Origin of the sequence: Gordonia metallireducens (assembly GCF_021245825.1) — a bacterium.
Taxonomy (GTDB): Bacteria; Actinomycetota; Actinomycetes; order Mycobacteriales; family Mycobacteriaceae; genus Gordonia; species Gordonia namibiensis.
Genome location: NZ_JAJQJP010000002.1, coordinates 283,739 through 299,595, shown reverse-complemented (window position 1 = coordinate 299,595; position 15,857 = coordinate 283,739). Strand labels below are relative to the sequence as shown.

General features: G+C 66.6%; 15 protein-coding genes. 9 read left to right on the top strand and 6 right to left on the bottom strand.

The genetic code is table 11. The annotated features are described in order from the left end of the window. Positions 1-53: 53 nt before the first annotated feature. From LQD00_RS01335 to LQD00_RS01305, 7 genes are all read left to right on the top strand, one after another. A complete protein-coding gene (locus LQD00_RS01335) occupies positions 54-1,202 on the top strand; it encodes a zinc-dependent alcohol dehydrogenase (RefSeq protein ID WP_232715427.1) in 1,149 nt (382 codons plus the stop codon). Between the two features lie 12 nt (positions 1,203-1,214). Next, positions 1,215-1,790, top strand: a complete 576-nt coding sequence (locus LQD00_RS01330) for a hypothetical protein (RefSeq protein WP_232715307.1) — start codon at positions 1,215-1,217, stop codon at positions 1,788-1,790. A gap of 111 nt (positions 1,791-1,901) precedes the next feature. After that, a complete protein-coding gene (locus tag LQD00_RS01325; protein WP_232715306.1) occupies positions 1,902-3,158 on the top strand; it encodes a lipase family protein in 1,257 nt (418 codons plus the stop codon). A gap of 71 nt (positions 3,159-3,229) precedes the next feature. After that, positions 3,230-3,883, top strand: a complete 654-nt coding sequence (locus LQD00_RS01320; RefSeq protein ID WP_232715305.1) for a UdgX family uracil-DNA binding protein — start codon at positions 3,230-3,232, stop codon at positions 3,881-3,883. Positions 3,884-4,064: 181 nt separating this feature from the next. After that, the gene (locus tag LQD00_RS01315; RefSeq protein WP_232715304.1) at positions 4,065-4,502 is read left to right on the top strand and encodes a nuclear transport factor 2 family protein; all 438 of its coding nucleotides are present in this window, start codon (positions 4,065-4,067) and stop codon (positions 4,500-4,502) included. Positions 4,503-4,624: 122 nt separating this feature from the next. Continuing rightward, positions 4,625-5,947: an NAD(P)H-binding protein gene (locus LQD00_RS01310; RefSeq protein ID WP_232715303.1), complete on the top strand. Its 1,323-nt coding sequence runs from the start codon at positions 4,625-4,627 to the stop codon at positions 5,945-5,947. A gap of 131 nt (positions 5,948-6,078) precedes the next feature. After that, entirely contained in the window at positions 6,079-7,095 is a 1,017-nt protein-coding gene (locus LQD00_RS01305; protein WP_232715302.1) for a YihY/virulence factor BrkB family protein, read from the top strand. A gap of 5 nt (positions 7,096-7,100) precedes the next feature. Here the strand turns inward: LQD00_RS01305 and LQD00_RS01300 are convergent, their stop codons facing one another. The 4 genes from LQD00_RS01300 to LQD00_RS01285 form a co-directional block, all read right to left on the bottom strand. Further along, positions 7,101-8,615 carry an acetyl-CoA hydrolase/transferase family protein gene (locus LQD00_RS01300; RefSeq protein WP_232715426.1) on the bottom strand — a complete coding sequence of 505 codons (1,515 nt, stop codon included), beginning with the start codon at positions 8,613-8,615 and terminating at the stop codon, positions 7,101-7,103. 141 nt (positions 8,616-8,756) lie between these two features. Further along, a complete protein-coding gene (locus LQD00_RS01295) occupies positions 8,757-9,077 on the bottom strand; it encodes a DMT family transporter (RefSeq protein ID WP_232715301.1) in 321 nt (106 codons plus the stop codon). A 2-nt stretch (positions 9,078-9,079) separates the two neighbouring features. Continuing rightward, entirely contained in the window at positions 9,080-9,430 is a 351-nt protein-coding gene (locus LQD00_RS01290) for a DMT family transporter (protein WP_232715300.1), read from the bottom strand. A 99-nt stretch (positions 9,431-9,529) separates the two neighbouring features. After that, positions 9,530-9,994 (bottom strand): DoxX family protein, encoded by a 465-nt coding sequence (locus LQD00_RS01285; protein WP_232715299.1) that lies wholly within the window; start codon positions 9,992-9,994, stop codon positions 9,530-9,532. Between the two features lie 115 nt (positions 9,995-10,109). On the opposite strand from LQD00_RS01285, the gene LQD00_RS01280 reads away from it, so the two are divergent. After that, the gene (locus LQD00_RS01280) at positions 10,110-10,580 is read left to right on the top strand and encodes a MarR family winged helix-turn-helix transcriptional regulator (RefSeq protein WP_232715298.1); all 471 of its coding nucleotides are present in this window, start codon (positions 10,110-10,112) and stop codon (positions 10,578-10,580) included. Between the two features lie 3 nt (positions 10,581-10,583). Here the strand turns inward: LQD00_RS01280 and LQD00_RS01275 are convergent, their stop codons facing one another. Continuing rightward, positions 10,584-11,435 (bottom strand): helix-turn-helix transcriptional regulator, encoded by an 852-nt coding sequence (locus tag LQD00_RS01275; RefSeq protein WP_232715297.1) that lies wholly within the window; start codon positions 11,433-11,435, stop codon positions 10,584-10,586. Positions 11,436-11,535: 100 nt separating this feature from the next. Here LQD00_RS01275 and LQD00_RS01270 point away from each other — a divergent pair, with 100 nt between their 5' ends. Next, positions 11,536-12,294: an SDR family oxidoreductase gene (locus LQD00_RS01270; RefSeq protein ID WP_232715296.1), complete on the top strand. Its 759-nt coding sequence runs from the start codon at positions 11,536-11,538 to the stop codon at positions 12,292-12,294. 11 nt (positions 12,295-12,305) lie between these two features. Here the strand turns inward: LQD00_RS01270 and LQD00_RS01265 are convergent, their stop codons facing one another. Beyond that, positions 12,306-15,770: a serine/threonine-protein kinase gene (locus tag LQD00_RS01265; RefSeq protein ID WP_232715295.1), complete on the bottom strand. Its 3,465-nt coding sequence runs from the start codon at positions 15,768-15,770 to the stop codon at positions 12,306-12,308. Positions 15,771-15,857: the final 87 nt, after the last annotated feature.

The following is a 15,857-nucleotide window of genomic DNA, read 5'->3' as shown; positions in this document are numbered from 1 at the left end:
GAAAGCAGCCGGGTACCCGGCACCACATGACAGCGTCGACGAGCACCGACACGATGCGGGCCATGGTCTACCGAGGCCCGTACAAGGTTCGTGTCGAACAGAAACCCATGCCCCGCATCGAGCATCCCAACGACGCGATCGTCCGGGTCACCCACGCCGCGATCTGCGGCTCCGACCTGCACCTCTATCACGGGATGATGCCCGACACCCGGCCCGGCATGACGTTCGGTCACGAGTTCATCGGCGTGGTCGAGTCGGTCGGCGGGTCCGTGCAGAACCTGAAGGTCGGCGACCGTGTCATGGTGCCGTTCAACGTCTACTGCGGCACCTGCTACTTCTGCGCCCGCGGCCTGTACTCCAACTGTCACAACGTGAATCCGAACGCGACGGCGGTGGGCGGGATCTACGGCTACTCGCACACCTGTGGCGGATACGACGGCGGGCAGGCCGAATTCGTGCGGGTGCCCTTCGCCGACGTCGGGCCCAGTGTCATCCCCGACTGGATGGACCCCGAGGACGCACTCCTGCTCACCGATGCGCTGTCGACCGGTTATTTCGGGGCACAGCTCGCCGACATCCGTCAGGGCGAGACCGTCATCGTGTTCGGGGCAGGTCCGGTGGGGCTGTACGCGGCCCGGTCGGCGTGGTTCATGGGTGCCGGGCGCGTCATCGTCATCGATCACCTGCAATACCGGCTCGACAAGGCCGAGTCCTTCGCCTATGCCGAGACCTACAACTTCGCCGACTGTGACGACATCATCGTCCACCTGAAGAACATCACCGACAACATCGGCGCCGACCGCGTGATCGACGCCGTCGGAGCTGAAGCGGACGGTAACTTCCTCCAACACGTCACCGCAGCCAAGCTCAAGTTGCAGGGCGGATCGCCGGTCGCCCTGAACTGGGCCATCGACTCGGTCCGCAAAGGCGGCACGGTCTCGGTGATGGGTGCCTACGGCCCCATCTTCAGCGCGGTCAAGTTCGGCGACGCCATGAACAAGGGCCTGACGATCAACATGAACCAGTGCCCGGTCAAACGCCAGTGGCCCCGGTTGTTCGAACACATCCGCAATGGCTATTTCAAACCGAATGACTTGGTCACGCATCGCATTCCGCTCGAGCACATCGCCGACGGGTATCACATCTTCTCGTCGAAGCTCGACGGCTGCATCAAGCCCATCATCGTCGCCGACGCCGGCTGAGGAGACAACAGCATGCCCGCCTATCCCGCTGACCGACCCAACGATCCGGACACCACCGATCTCGTCGACCGCATACCCGGCTGGGGCGTCGACGCCGACCCGGCCAACCGGCCTGCCGTGCCGAAGGAACTGCCCGTCGGACCGGCTCCCGGCGTGCACTGGGACGTCCCGGAAGATCAGCCCAACCGCGAATCCAGGGAACGATCCAACGAACATGCCTTCCTCACACCGGTTTTCGGAACGTCCACACCGCCGAGTGGGCTCTCCGGTGTGATCCGACGATCCGCCTACCGATTCAGCGAGGGCCGGGCCGCGCACTGGCTGATCCTCATCGGAGCCGATCGCGTCGCCGCGGCCGAGGCCCATGTGCGGTCGATCGCCGAGGGGCGGCCCGACAACCCCCTCACCGAAACGGGCATCGGGACCGAACTCAGTCACCACGGCTGGTCGTCGCGGGCCGGGCGCAAGCGGGTGGACAACAACCACGCGTGGCTCGATCCGATCCTCGTCGGCGGGCCGTGGGTCGCGGCCGCTGCCGCCGCCGGGTTGGCGTCGCGCGCCGTTCTCCGGCGTTCACGGGGACACTGACCCGAAGCGCGACCAAGGCCGTCGTCGCAGGCATGCGATTTTCCCGGATCCGCTGACAAACGGGCCGACGCCATGACTAATGGACACATGTCCAACGGGGGTCGGGGAAGAATGCAGTTCAGTGGCGATCGCGTGCGACGAGGCCGACGCCGCTGGTGTGCCGTCGTCGTGGCGTGTGCGGTGGCTGCCACCGGCTCGCTGGTCGGTGTCGGGTCGGCCACGGCGGACCCCTACGCCACCTTCTACAACCCGCCGTCGACCTTTGACCCGCAGCCCGGGTCGCTGATCAGGTCGGCGCCTTCCTACGCCGCGGTCATCCCGTTCACCGGCGCGAACATCGACGCCCGGACCACGACGGTCATGTATACGAGCACCGGCGCGAGGAACCGTCCGACGGCCGTGACCGGAAGTGTCCTCGTCCCCCGTAAGCCCTGGACCGGACGTGGTGAGCGTCCGGTCGTCGTGGTCGGTTCGGGGACCATCGGTGCCGGCGACCAGTGCGCACCGTCCCGTCTGTTGCGGTACGGACAGGCGTACGAGGAGCTCGCGATCGGAGCATTGCTCGCCAACAACTATGCGGTGGCGCTGACCGACTACGAAGGACTCGGTACGCCAGGCGATCACCCCTACCTGAACCGCAGGTCGCTCGGGACATCGATGCTCGACATGGCCCGTGTGGCGCGCAACCCGAAGTTCGGTGTGAGCGCGAAAGCCCCGGTCGCGCTGTGGGGTTACTCCGAGGGTGGTTTCGCGGCCGGGTCCGCTGCCGAACTGGCCGGCACATATGCCCCGGAGCTCCCGATCTTCGCGGCCTTCGCCGGTGCTCCCGCACCGGATCTCGCGGACCTGGCGCGACTGGGAGACGGGAGCCTCCTCGGAGGTGGCGTCGGCTGGGTTGTCAACGGTTTCATCGCCGCGTACCCGCAGCATCGCGAGAAGTTCCTCGCCGCGTTCAACCCGCTCGGTCGGAGTGTTCTGCGAGATGTCAACTCGTACTGCGTGTTCGACGTGCTGAGGATGCTCCCGTTCGTACCCACGACCTTCTACACCAATGATGGCCGTCCGATCGCGGCGCATCTGCGCAAGGAGCCGTGGCTGACCGCGGTGAACGACCAGCGACTCGGCGGAGTGGCCCCACGGATGCCGGCCCTGGTGAGCCAGAATCGTGGCGACGACGTGGTCGATCCACGCGGAACCGATCGCATGGTGCAGTCCTGGCGCGCCAAGGGCGCCGATGTCACCGTCGAGACGATGCATCTGCCCGTCATCCTGCCGGGTACGTTCCTCGGTCACGGAGTCGGCCTGACCTCCGAACTGCAGGCTCTGAGGTGGTTGAACGGCAAGGCTGCGACCCTGCCGAAGAACTGAGACACAGGGTGTGGCGACCTGGGCGTCCGGGTATGACGGACGCGGGTCGACAGTCGCCGGGAAGGAGCGCCATGGCATTCCCCGGTGCAGAGCAGTTCCTGCCGGATTCGCGTGATCTCGACGATCTGATGGCGGCTGCGAGCACGTGCCGCGGCTGCGACCTCTACAAGGCGGCCGACCAGACGGTCTTCGGCGCCGGCTCGCCGGGTTCGACGATCATGTTCGTCGGCGAACAACCCGGCGACCAGGAGGATCGAGCGGGTGAGCCGTTCGTCGGACCGGCAGGACGCGTATTCGATCGTGCTCTCGACGCCGCCGACATCGACCGCGAACTCACCTACGTCACCAATGCGGTGAAACACTTCAAGTTCACCCGGGCGGCCGGTCAGAAGCGTCGGATCCACGACAAACCCTCGCGGACCGAGGTGGTGGCCTGCCGTCCGTGGTTGCTGGCCGAACTCGACGCCGTCGCACCCCGCATCGTGGTCTGTCTCGGAGCGACCGCGGCACAGGCGTTGCTGGGGAGCAAGTTTCGGCTCACGCGGCACCGCGGAGAGCTGTTCAACCTGGCCGACGACGGCGACGTCGGACCCGAACGGACCGAGGACGTGATCGCAACCGTCCACCCGTCGTCGATCCTGCGCGGGCCGTCGGACAAGCGAGACCAGGCGTTCGACGACTTCGTCGACGACCTCCGCGTGGTGAGCAACCTCCTGGCCTCCTGAGCGGCGGTGCCGTCAGTCGGAATTGCTGAGCCGCACATGCTGCGGTTCTCGAGTGTCTATAGTCAGCGAGGAGCAGGTCGACCTCACCCTAAAGCTTCACTGCGCCAACGTGAATCGTCGTGCTCCCCCACCTGTGGGTCATCCACCGAGGCGTCGCGCAGCGCGACCAGAACGGAGAGTCGTGAACACCCAGGAGATCGCGGATCGGTTCGAGATAGCCGACACGCTCCACCGGTACGCCCGTGCAGTCGACACCAAGGACTGGGATCTCTGGCGGTCGGTGTTCACCGCGGACGCCACCGTCGACTACACCTCGGCTCCGGCCGGGCGAGCCGGGAGTCGGGACGAGATCGCCGCGTGGCTCGAGGAGAACTTCGCGTTCGTCTCGGTCAGTCAGCACTTCATCACCAACATCGAGTACTCCTTCGACGGCGACCGTGCACAGGTCCGGGCGATGTTCTACAACCCCATGCAGTTCGTGGGGATGACCGAGCTCAGTACCTGCGGCGGCAACTATCACCACTCGATGGTCCGCACCGAGACGGGGTGGCGGAGCGAACGCCTGCACGAAGAGAGCCTCTGGTTCGTGAACTCGCCCCTCGGGCAGGGCGACACCTGAGACGCGCGTTACCAACCCGTGGCCGCTGGGTACGATCCGGCACCGACTCCCACCGACCAGGCCATGTCCGACGTTTCCGCTCCTAGCCTGAGGGGTACCGCCCGAAAGTACAGAGGAGTCATGTGAACGAAGCGCGAACCTGTCTGGTCACCGGAGCCACCGGCTACGTGGGAGGCCGTCTGGCACCCCGGCTGCTCGAACGTGGGCACCGTGTCCGTGCACTGGCGCGGACACCGTCGAAGCTGTCCGACGCACCGTGGACGGCAGACTCGCGTGCCGAGGTCGTCAAAGGTGATCTGTCAGAACGGGACTCGCTGATCTCTGCTTTTCGCGGCGTCGACGTCGTCTACCACCTCGTGCATTCGATGAGCAACGACGCCGACTTCGCGGCCGAGGAACGACGCTCCGCGGAGAACGTGGTGGCGGCTGCCCAGGCTTGCGGGGTATCGCGGATCGTCTATCTCGGCGGCCTCCATCCCGAGGGCACCGAACTGTCCGAACACCTGGCATCGCGAGCCGAGGTCGGCGACATCCTCATCGACTCGTCGATCGAGACCGTCGCACTGCAGGCCGGAACGCTCATCGGGTCCGGATCTGCATCATTCGAACTCATCCGCCACCTCACCGAGCGCCTCCCCGCGATGACGACGCCGCGTTGGGTGAGCAACAAGATCCAGCCCATCGCCGTCTCCGACGCGTTGCACTACCTCGTCGAAGCCGCCACGGCGGACGTGCCGGAATCGCGGACCTGGGACATCGGCGGACCGGACGTCCTCGAGTACGGCGACATGATGCAGGTCTACGCACGAGTCGCCGGTCTCCGCCCGCGCGCCATGGTCGTCCTCCCGTTTCTCACTCCGTCGGTGGCAAGCCGCTGGGTCCGCCTGGTGACCCCGATCCGGGGCAAGATCGCGCGACCGCTGATCGAGTCGTTGGAATGCGACGCCGTCTGCCGGAACCGTGACATCGACTCGGTCATCCCCCGCCCGCCGGGCGGCCTGACGCCCTACAGCCGGGCGGTGGCCGAGACGCTGAGCCGTGCCGAACGTGGCTCGGCAACCGCGACGTGGGCGAACGCGACCGCGGACACCCCCGCAGCCGAACCCATCCCGACCGACCCGGACTGGGCCGGAGAGGAAGTGTTCGAGACGACGTCCACGACCGTCGAGGACGGTACGCCCGACGCCGTCTGGGACTCCCTCGAACGGCGTGGACGTGTGATCGCGGAGAAGCACCCGGAGTTCCTCCGCGTCCAGGTGTGCGACGACTCGCGCGGCAACGGGTTCGTCGAGTACGCGCTTCGCGACCTCGGTGGCGATCCTGCGCGCACCGAGGTCACCACCACGAGCCGCTTCTTCCCCCGCGGGATCGTCGGACTCGCGTACTGGCGGCTCGGGTGGCCGTTGCGCACGCTCGGCGTGCCGGCCGCGAACCCGTTTCACTGAGGCACAGATCGAGTTCAGTGCGGCACGGACCGGGCTACGACTGATCGGCCGTCGGCCGGGATACAGTCAGCACACCCGCCGCCCGGGCGGTGCCGGGAGGACCGGCTGGACGACGAACAGAGGGTGAGCGGGTGTCGCTGTCGGAACGGATCGACGACTTCCAGCGACGACACCCGGCGACCGGATTCCCGCTCGCGGTGATCTACAAGTTCGTCGACGATCAGGGCGCCTATCTGGCCGCCCTGTGCACCTACTACGCGTTCATCTCGCTGTTCCCGCTGTTGCTGTTGTTCTCGACGATCCTGGGCATCGTGCTCGCCGACAATCCGGCGCTGCAGGAGCGCATCCTCGACTCGGCGATGAGTCAGATCCCGGTCATCGGGAGCCAACTCGGTGAGCCCGAGAAGCTCAGCGGAGGAATCCCGGCACTCATCATCAGTGTGCTCGTCTCGCTGTACGGCGGCCTGGGCGTCGCCGTCGCCGCTCAGAACGCGATGAACACCATCTGGGCCGTGCCCCGCAACGAACGACCGGATCCGATCTTCGTGCGCCTGCGGGGCCTGGTGTTGCTGTCCACGGTCGGCCTCGCCGTCATCGGACTGACCGTCGTCAACGGCATCGCCGCGAGCTTCGAGCTGGGCGTCGCCGGACGGTGGTTCGCGATCCTCGGGTCCGTGGTGCTGAGCACATGCGTGTTCATCGTGGCGTTCCGGTTCGGCACCGCACGTGACCTGTCCGTCCGTGACGTGCTCCCCGGTGCTCTCGCGGCCGGAATCTGCTGGCAGATCATCCAGACGTTCGGCGCGGTGTACGTCGAACGCGTCATCGCCAATGCGAGCTCGACGAACGGTGTCTTCGCGATCGTTCTCGGCCTGCTCGCGTTCCTCTACGTGACCACGATCGTGCTGGTCTTCTGCCTCGAGGCGAACGCAGTACGCGTGGACCACCTGTATCCGCGGTCGCTGCTGACGCCGTTCACCGACAACGTCATCCTCACCAAGGGGGACGAAGCCGCGTATGCGGCACAGGTGCGGGCGCAGCGGAACAAGGGGTTCCAGGAGATCGACGTGACCTTCGACAACCCTCGTGAGGACCGGACGAACGGCGAGAGCACCTCGGACGGTCAGCGCGACGACGAGCCGCGCTAGACCACTCAGCGCATCGAGCCGGTGTCCATGAACCGCTGGTGGAAGCTGAACGCCTCACCGAGGATGTGCGGGGTCTGGCCGGCCGAGGGCATCGCGTCGGCGCGGATGAAGTAGTCGTTCAACATCGGCCGGAACTCCGGGTGCGCACACTTCTCGATGATCTCCCGGGCACGGCGCCGGGGTGACATGCCACGCAGGTCCGCGAGTCCCTGCTCGGTGACGATCACCTGGCAGTCGTGTTCGGTGTGGTCGACATGGGGCGTCATCGGGACGATCGACGAGATCGCACCGCCCTTCGCGGTGGACGGGCTCATGAACAACGACACGTAGCCGTTGCGCGCGAAGTCGCCCGAGCCGCCGATGCCGTTCATGATCTTGGTGCCCATCACGTGCGTGGAGTTCACGTTGCCGTAGATGTCGGCCTCGAGCATGCCGTTCATCGCGATCACACCGAGACGCCGGACGACCTCGGGATGGTTGCTGATCTCCTGCGGACGCAGAGTGATGTGGTTCCGGTAGAAGTCGACGTTGGCTGTCAACTCCTCGATACCGGACTCGCTGAGCGCCAGCGCGGTCGACGATGCGTGCGCGACGGTCCCGTCCTTGATCAGCCGCAGCATGCTGTCCTGGATGACCTCCGAGTAGCAGGTCAGACCCTTGTAGGGGCCGCGGTCCAGACCGCCGAGAACGGCGTTGGCGACGTTGCCGATGCCCGCCTGCAGTGGAAGCAGCGTGTCGGCGGGCAGCCGGCCGTTGCGGACCTCGTAGTCGAAGAACTCCAGGACGTGGCCGGCGATGGCCTCGCTGATCGCGTCGGGCGGTGTCACCGGGCTGGCACTGTCACGGCAGTTGGTCTCCACCACTGCCACGACCTTGGCCGGGTCGACCCGGAACGTCGGCTGCCCGATCCGGTCCTGTACGCGGGTCAGCGGGATCGGCTTGCGGTCCGGCGGCAGCGCGGTGCCGTAGTAGACGTCGTGCATGCCCTCGACGGCCTCGGGGATCCACGAGTTGACCTCGAGGATCACCTTCTTGGCGACGTCGAGCCAGGTCTTGTTGTTGCCGATGGATGCGGCCGGAATCAGCTCCCCCGATTCGGTGATTCCGGAAATCTCGACGACGGCGACGTCGACCTGGCCGTAGTAGCCCACCCAGACCTGCTGCGCCACGTGGGACAGGTGGATGTCGACGTAGTCCATCCGACCGTCGTTGATGCGCTTACGGGCGGTGCTCTCCGACTGGTACGGCATGCGCAGTGCGATGCCGTCGACCTCGGTGAGGAGACGCTCGGTCTCGGTGGAGACCGAAGCGCCCGTCAGCAGGTTGATCGTGAAATTCGAGCCGGTCGCCCGGGCTCCTCTGATCTTCTCGGCGAGCGCCGGGATCATGACTTTCGGTGTTCCGGCACTGGCAAAACCGCTGATCGCCACGGTCTCGTCGGGCTGGATGTACTTCACGGCGTCGTCGGCGGACATCACCTTCGATGCGAACGCGGTGTTGCGAATACGTCCCGATGGCACGGAACTACCTACTGTGGGGGTCACGCTCCTCAGGATAAGCACAGGCGCAAATGAGCAAAATCACGGATTACCGAGACATGTCGATTCAGACATGGTATAGAGCGACGGGTGAGCTGGTCGATCGACCGACTCCGGGGAGTCTCAGTGCACCGCTCCCAGCTCGACCAACAGCACCCCCACGACGATCACGGCGATGCCGGCCAGCATCCTCGGGGTGAGCCGTTCCCGGAACAGGAAGTGAGCCGCTACGGCCGTCGCTGCGACGCCGGTCGCTGCCCAGATCCCGTAGGCGACGCCGAGGGGAACGCCCTGCCGGAGCGCCACCGTCAGCGCGGCGAATGCGGCGAGGTAGCCGGTCACGACGATCCCGTAGAACCGCGGCCGCCCGTTGGTGGCCACGCGGAGTGCCAGGGTCGCGCTGACCTCCGCGACGATCGCGAGGATGACGAAGACGTATCCCACGCTCAGGCCTCGTCGATCAGTGTCGCGACAGGTGCGTGGGACGAGGATCCGGACTCGACCAGCACGACGCCGATCATGATGCACACGATTCCCACCGCCATGACGGGACTGAACGCCTCGTCGAAGATCAGCGAGGCGAGTACGGCTGTCAGGGCGACGCCGGTCGCCGACCACACGCCGTAGGCGACGCCGATCCCCATCCCCCGCTTGAGAACTGCTGCCAGCAACAGGAATGCCGTCGCATAACCGACGACCACGACCAGGTAGAGGGCAGGGAGCGATTCGGAACCCTTGAGGGACAACGTCGCGGCGACCTCGGACGCTATCGCGCCGAGAAGGAGGATCCAGGGCAATGGGGGTCCTTCGGTGAGGTGGGCACTGCGCGTGAATCTACTCCGGTACAGAACGGACCCGCAGCAGTGCTGCGGGTCCGAATCCGGTTGCGTATCCGGTCAGTTGGCGGCACCGACGGGAGTTGCCGAGCGGTTTCCGTCCACGGCGAGCCAGGGCAGCCTGGTGCCGAGGATCGCATCGACGCTGAACCGGCCTGCGCCCACGACGGCGAGGAGGAGTGCGCCGGCGCCGAGGGTCAGCACGAACTCGTAGCCGCCGTCCGATGCCCAGAGGCCGTTGTCGATGTGGGTGATGAACAGCGCGCCCAGCATGTCGATGACGAAGAGGATGGCGACGATCGGGGTGAGCGCGCCGACGATCAGGGCGATGCCGCCGAGGATCTCGAGCCAGGTGACCAGGAACGCGGAGACCGCAGGCAGCGGAACGTCCATCATCTCGAATCCGGCCTTCGGTCCGGCCCAGCCGTTCTGCTGGAACTTCTGTAGGCCGTGGGCCAGGAACACGACGCCGATGGCGATGCGTGCGAGGAGGATTCCCACGCTGCGGACGATGGGATTGGACATGGAAACCGCCTTGGATTCGATAGGGATGACTTGACGTGTCAATTGACGAACCTAGGTGGGATGAGTTGAAGAGTCAAGTGACGCTTCAAGTGAATTGATCCGATAGACTGCCCGGGTGTCCCAAGAGCAGGAGCCCGAGTGGCTCGACGACGAGGAGATGGACGCCTGGATTCAGGTGGCCACGGCGCTGGCCAGGCTCCCCCACGCTCTCGACGCCCAACTGCTCCGTGACGCTCAGCTGACCCACTTCGAATACGAGGTCCTCGCAGCGCTTTCCGAGGCGCCCGAGCACACCTTGCGGATGAGTGAGCTCGCCGAGATGTCGTACGGTTCCCTCTCGCGACTCTCCCATGTGGTGAGCCGGCTGGAGAAGCGGGAATGGGTTCGCCGCTACCAGTGCCCGGAGGACGGACGCTTCACCAATGCCGTGCTGACCGAGGCGGGATGGGAGAAGGTGGTGGCCACTGCGCCGGGTTATGTCGCCAACGTGCGTCGGCTCGTCGTCGACCGCCTGACCCGTACCCAACTACGTCAGGTGTCGTCGATCGGGCGGCGGATCAACAACGTCGAGCCCGACTCGCGCTGAGCGTCATTCACGACTCGGGTTCATCTGCTGCGTGCCCAGAACGTTGAGCAGCTCGATCTTGGCCGCCGCATCGGTTCGCGGGGCCGCGGTGAGGACGAGCAGGACCTGGGTCTGGTCTTCGGTGAACAGTGCCTGACAGTCGACCTCGATGGGCCCCAGCTCGGGATGGATGAGGGTCTTGTGGTCCTCGAACCGTCGGCTGACCAGGTGGGTTTCCCACAGGGCGGCGAATTCCTCACTCTGACGACACAATTCACGAACCATCTCACCGGCACGGGATCGTGCGCCCATGACGCCGTATGCGGCTCGTAGTGACGCCACCTGGGCGCGGCTCTGGCGATCGTGGTCGTCTTCCGGATAGCGGCGCCGCTCCTCGTCGGGGCGGGTGAACCACCGGTAGATGGCACTGCGTTCGAATCCGGTCTGATGCCTGACGTCGCCGAACAATGCTCGCGCGGAATCGTTCTGGACCAGCGTCTCCCCCAGTGCGGACAGGATGAGCGCGGGGGTACCGGTGAGCCGGTCCAGAACGCGCAGGAGACCGGGTGCGATGTAGTCGGAGCCGACGACGCGATCGGGAGCACTGTGCCCGGCGACGCGGTACATGTAGTCGCGTTCATCCGGCGTCAGCCGCAGGGCGCGTGCCAGCGCCGATAGCATCTGCGTACTCGGTTGCGGTCCGCGCTTCTGTTCGAGTCGGGTGTAGTAGTCGGTGGACATCGTCGCGAGCTGTGCAACCTCTTCCCGTCGCAGACCGGCGGTCCGGCGACGCGCGCCGGTCACCAGTCCGACATCCGACGGCTGGAGACTGTTGCGCCGGCTGACGAGGAAGCCGGCGAGCTCATCACGATCCATCTGTGCAGTATCGCGCGCACGCCGACGCTCAGCCAGGGATCACCGATCCCCCGATGACCGCTCTCTGGATGTCTCGCGGCCACGGGCGAACACTGAGTTCATGAACATCACCGGAAACACCATCTTCATCCCAGGCGCCACCAGCGGCATCGGCCTCGCACTGGCCCTCCGCTTCCAGCAGAAGGGCAACACCGTCATCGTCGGTGGTCGGCGCACCGAACTCCTCGAACAGATCCGCACCGAACACCCCGACATCCACACCGTCGCCATCGACACCACCGACCCCGACAGCATCGACGCCGCGGCGGCATCGGTGATCGCCGACCATCCTGATCTGAACGTGCTCGTCACGATGGCCGGCATCATGCGCACCGAGGACTGGTCCTCTCCGGCCGGATTCCTCGCCACCGCCGAGGCGACCGTCACGACCAACCTGCTCGGACCGATCCGCTTGATCGGGGCGTTCATCGAACACCTGCAGACACGTCCGCACGCCACGATCATGACCGTGTCGTCGGGTCTGGCCTTCACCCCGCTGAGGGTGACGCCGACGTACAACGCCACCAAGGCGGCCATCCACATGCTCGGCGAGTCTCTCCGCCTGCAACTCGACGGAACGTCGGTCGAGGTCGTCGAACTGGTACCTCCGGCGGTCCGCACCGACCTGATGCCGGGACAGCGGGACAGCGAATTCGCCATGCCCCTCGACGATTTCGTGACCGAGGTGGTCGAGCTGATCGATTCGCAGCCGGACGCCACCGAGATCCAGGTGGAACGGGTCAAGTTCCTCCGTCATGCCGAGTCCCGAGGGGACTACGCCGAGGTCGTCGCGACGTTGAACCAGCTCGACCGGCACTGACCTCGTCGCCGTCACTCGGCCCGCGGCGCCGAGTGCAACCTGTCCAGGTACGGGACCACCGCCGGATCCACGTCTCCACGACCGGTCGTTCCGAGCCTCCGGACCAGTTGTCGCACAGCGGGCCCCGCGTCGAGTACGGGCTGTACCAGGCCCAGGCGAGCGCAGCGGTCGAGGATCGGGAGCAGCAGTTCCTCCGCCTCGGTGGTCGATCCGTTCGCGGCGACGCATTCGGTCAGCAACAGCCGGGCGTTGAGCGCTGCTCGCGGTCGGGCCTGCCCGTCGATCGATGCGGTGAGGGCGCGTGCGCGACGGCACGCCTCGTGGTGGGCGTCATCGTCGCCGATGGCCAGCAGCGCCCGGATGGCCGCTTCCTCGGTCTTCTCGGCGGTGACCTGGACGATGCCGTCGGATAGGTCGTGTGGCATCGCGGCGGGGAACGACTTCGCGGTCAGGGCCGCCGCGCCGATTCCCGAGCGGAGACGTTCGGCGGTGATGTGCGCCGCCATTCGCGGCAGATGGAGAGCCTGCGCCAGCCGCTCCCCGGTGTCCAGGCGTTCGGCGGCCTGACCATCCTGTCCGAGAGCATGTTTCGCGCGTGCTCCGACGACATGGGTGGCAAGCATGATCTCCACGATGCCGCCCTCCGCGCCCAGGTTGTAGGTGTCGTCGAGGAGCCGCACCGCCTCGGCGACCTGACCCTTTTCGTACAGCAACTCCCCCAGCAACGCGCCACTGAGGCGCGACCCGTAGGACCGGTCCTCGTCAGACGCGCGCGCGAGGGTCATCGCGTGACGGAACGCTGCTTCGGCCGCGTCGAAATCGAGTTGTTCTCGAGATGCCACCCCGCTGAGGATGTACCCGTAGATCACGCTGAACGGCCCGTTCGTCCGCCGATGGTGTGGCCGCGCCCAACGCTGCCAGTCCCGCGCCTCGTCGTAGGCGAACCGCTGCACCTCACGGAACGACGCGATCGCGGCGACACCGGACAGGACCCATGGGCGGAGGTTGTCGGCACGTAGGACACACGCCTCGACCGCCTCGTCGAGGCCGTCGAGCTGGTCGTCGAGAACGGTCATCGCGGCACGGATGAGCGCCGTCTCCGCGCGGATGTCGGCGACATCGCCGTCGGCATCGGACCCGGCCGGGAGTGCGGCGTCGATGTAGGCCAGCGCCGTGTTCGCCGGAGCCCGGTGGTGCAGCAGCGCGTGCGCCCAGGCGATCACCAGCTGCAGGTCGGGCCGTTTCCGGCGCGTCGTGAGCGGGAGCTTGGTGGCGAGGCCGAGCACGGTGGTCATCTTGGACTGCTCGAGCATGTCGTAGCCCTCGCGCTCGACCAGGTCGATTGCGTCGGAGTCGTCGCCTGCGGCGAGGTAGTGGTCGACGGCTGCGCTGAACATGCGCCGGTCGGCGAACCACGTGGCGGCCCGCCGATGGAGCTCGTCGCAACGGTCGGGCTCCTGCCTCTCGAGTCGGCGACGCAGGAAGTCGGCGAACAGATGGTGATAGCGGAACCACTGTCCTTCGGGATCGAGCCGGGTGAGGAACAGGTCGCGTTCCTCGATGTCCTCGAGCATGCTCTGCGCGCGTCGCCGACCGGTCAACGCGGTCGCGAGGGACGCGCAGATCCGCTCCGCCACCGACGTCGACAGCAGGAAGTCGAGCAGATCGGGGTCGAGACTGTCGAGGACGTTCTCGGCCAGGTAGTCGCCGAGTTCCCGGTGGTTCGCCGAGAACCGTCGTATCGCCGACCGCGGATCGGAGTGCTCGCGCAGCGCCAACGACGCCAGCTGCAGGGCGGCCACCCAACCGTCGGTCGTCTCCTCGAGTTCGGCGACATCGGTGTCGTCGATCGACAACCCGGTGCCGCCGACGAGCAGCTCACGCGACTCGTCCATGTCGAAACGCAAAGCGGTGGCGTCGATTTCGATCAGTTCGTTCTTCACGCGGAGGCGACTGAGCGGCAGATTCAGGCGGGTACGGCTGGTGACGACCAGCTGAAGGTGATGGCAGCCGTTGTCGATGAGGAACAGTGCGATCGCCCGGCTCTCGGGGTTGGTGACCCGATGCCAGTCGTCGAGCACGACGCGGATGTGCTCGTCGGTCGTGTGGGCGCGATTGATCAACGTGGTCAACACGTACCGCTCGGCACCCTCGCCGTATTCCTCCAGCGTTCGGGTGAGCTCGGTTCCGAGGCCCGGGAGCGTCACGCTGACGGCGTCGACGAGATGGGACAGGAACCAGGCGGGGGTGTTGTCGTCCTCGTCGATCGCCATCCATGCGGTCTTGCCCCCGGAGGCTTCGGTCGCATGGACGTACTGGATCGCCAGAACGGTCTTGCCGTACCCGGCGGGTCCGTGGATCAGGATCAGACGGGCTCGATTGTCGGTGGCGAGCCGCTCGAGCAACCGGGTGCGCGGAACCGTCGCGTGCGCCATGACCGGTGGCCGGTACTTGGTGGCGACGACCGGTGGACGCCCGGACTCCGACCCGCTGCCCGGGCTGCCGAGGTGGAGGTACCCCGACGTGTCCATGGACGAGTCCGTGTCGATGCGCGTGGGGCCGTCGAGGTCGGTGAGGAGCGGGACGGGCACGTCGGCTACGGGGAGGCCGAGTTCGAGGCCGGCCTGTCGCAGTGCCTCGCCGAACTCGAGTGCGGTCGCACAGCGATCCGCCGGTGTCCGCGCCACCGACCGCGCGATGACCGTCCACACCGGCTCCGGCACACCCTGCGCCCGCAGGTCCGGGAGCTCGTCGGTGGTGATCCGCAGGAGTTGGGCGACCAGGTCCTCGTTCTTGCGGCGTCCGTACGCCGGTCGCCCGGCGAGCGCGGCGTAGAGAGTTGCACCTAGCCCGTACACGTCCGAAGCCACCGACGGAGAGTCGCCGCGCAGGACCTCCGGTGCGGTGTAGGCGGGGGTTCCGAGGACCAGGCCACGGCTGGTGTCGTCCCGATCGGCGAGGCGGGCGATGCCGAAATCCGTCAGCTGTGGCTGCCCGTACTCGGTGAGGAGGATGTTCGACGGTTTGAGATCGCGGTGCAGGACGCTGGCACGATGCGAGGTCTCCAACGCCCCGGCCATCTTGATACCCAGGTCGATGACGTCGGCGACATCGCAGCGTCCTTGTCGCCGGAGACGGGTGTCGAGCGAACCGCGGACGTGAAAAGGCATGACGATGAACGGGAATCCCGACCGCGTCACGCCGGCCTCGAGGATGTGGACGATGTTCGGGTGACCGGACAGGCGCCCCATCGCCTGCTGTTCGCGGAGGAACCGCACCCGGTCGGTCTCATCGCCACCGGTCCGCAGCACCTTGACCGCCACTTCCCGATCGAGCGAAGGCTGGCGGCACCGGTAGACGACGCCGAAACCGCCACGTCCCGTGACCCGGGCGTCGGTGAAACCGGCTGCGCTCAGATCCTCCGCGATCTCCCGGGAGGGGGGATCGGCGGGCTTCGTGACTGTTCGACGGGCCATCGAGCGTCCTAGGGATCGGATCGTGGCGTCGTCGATCGCGGCCGGTCGGATGGACTCACGGTGTCCGGTTCCGCCGACTGCTGCATC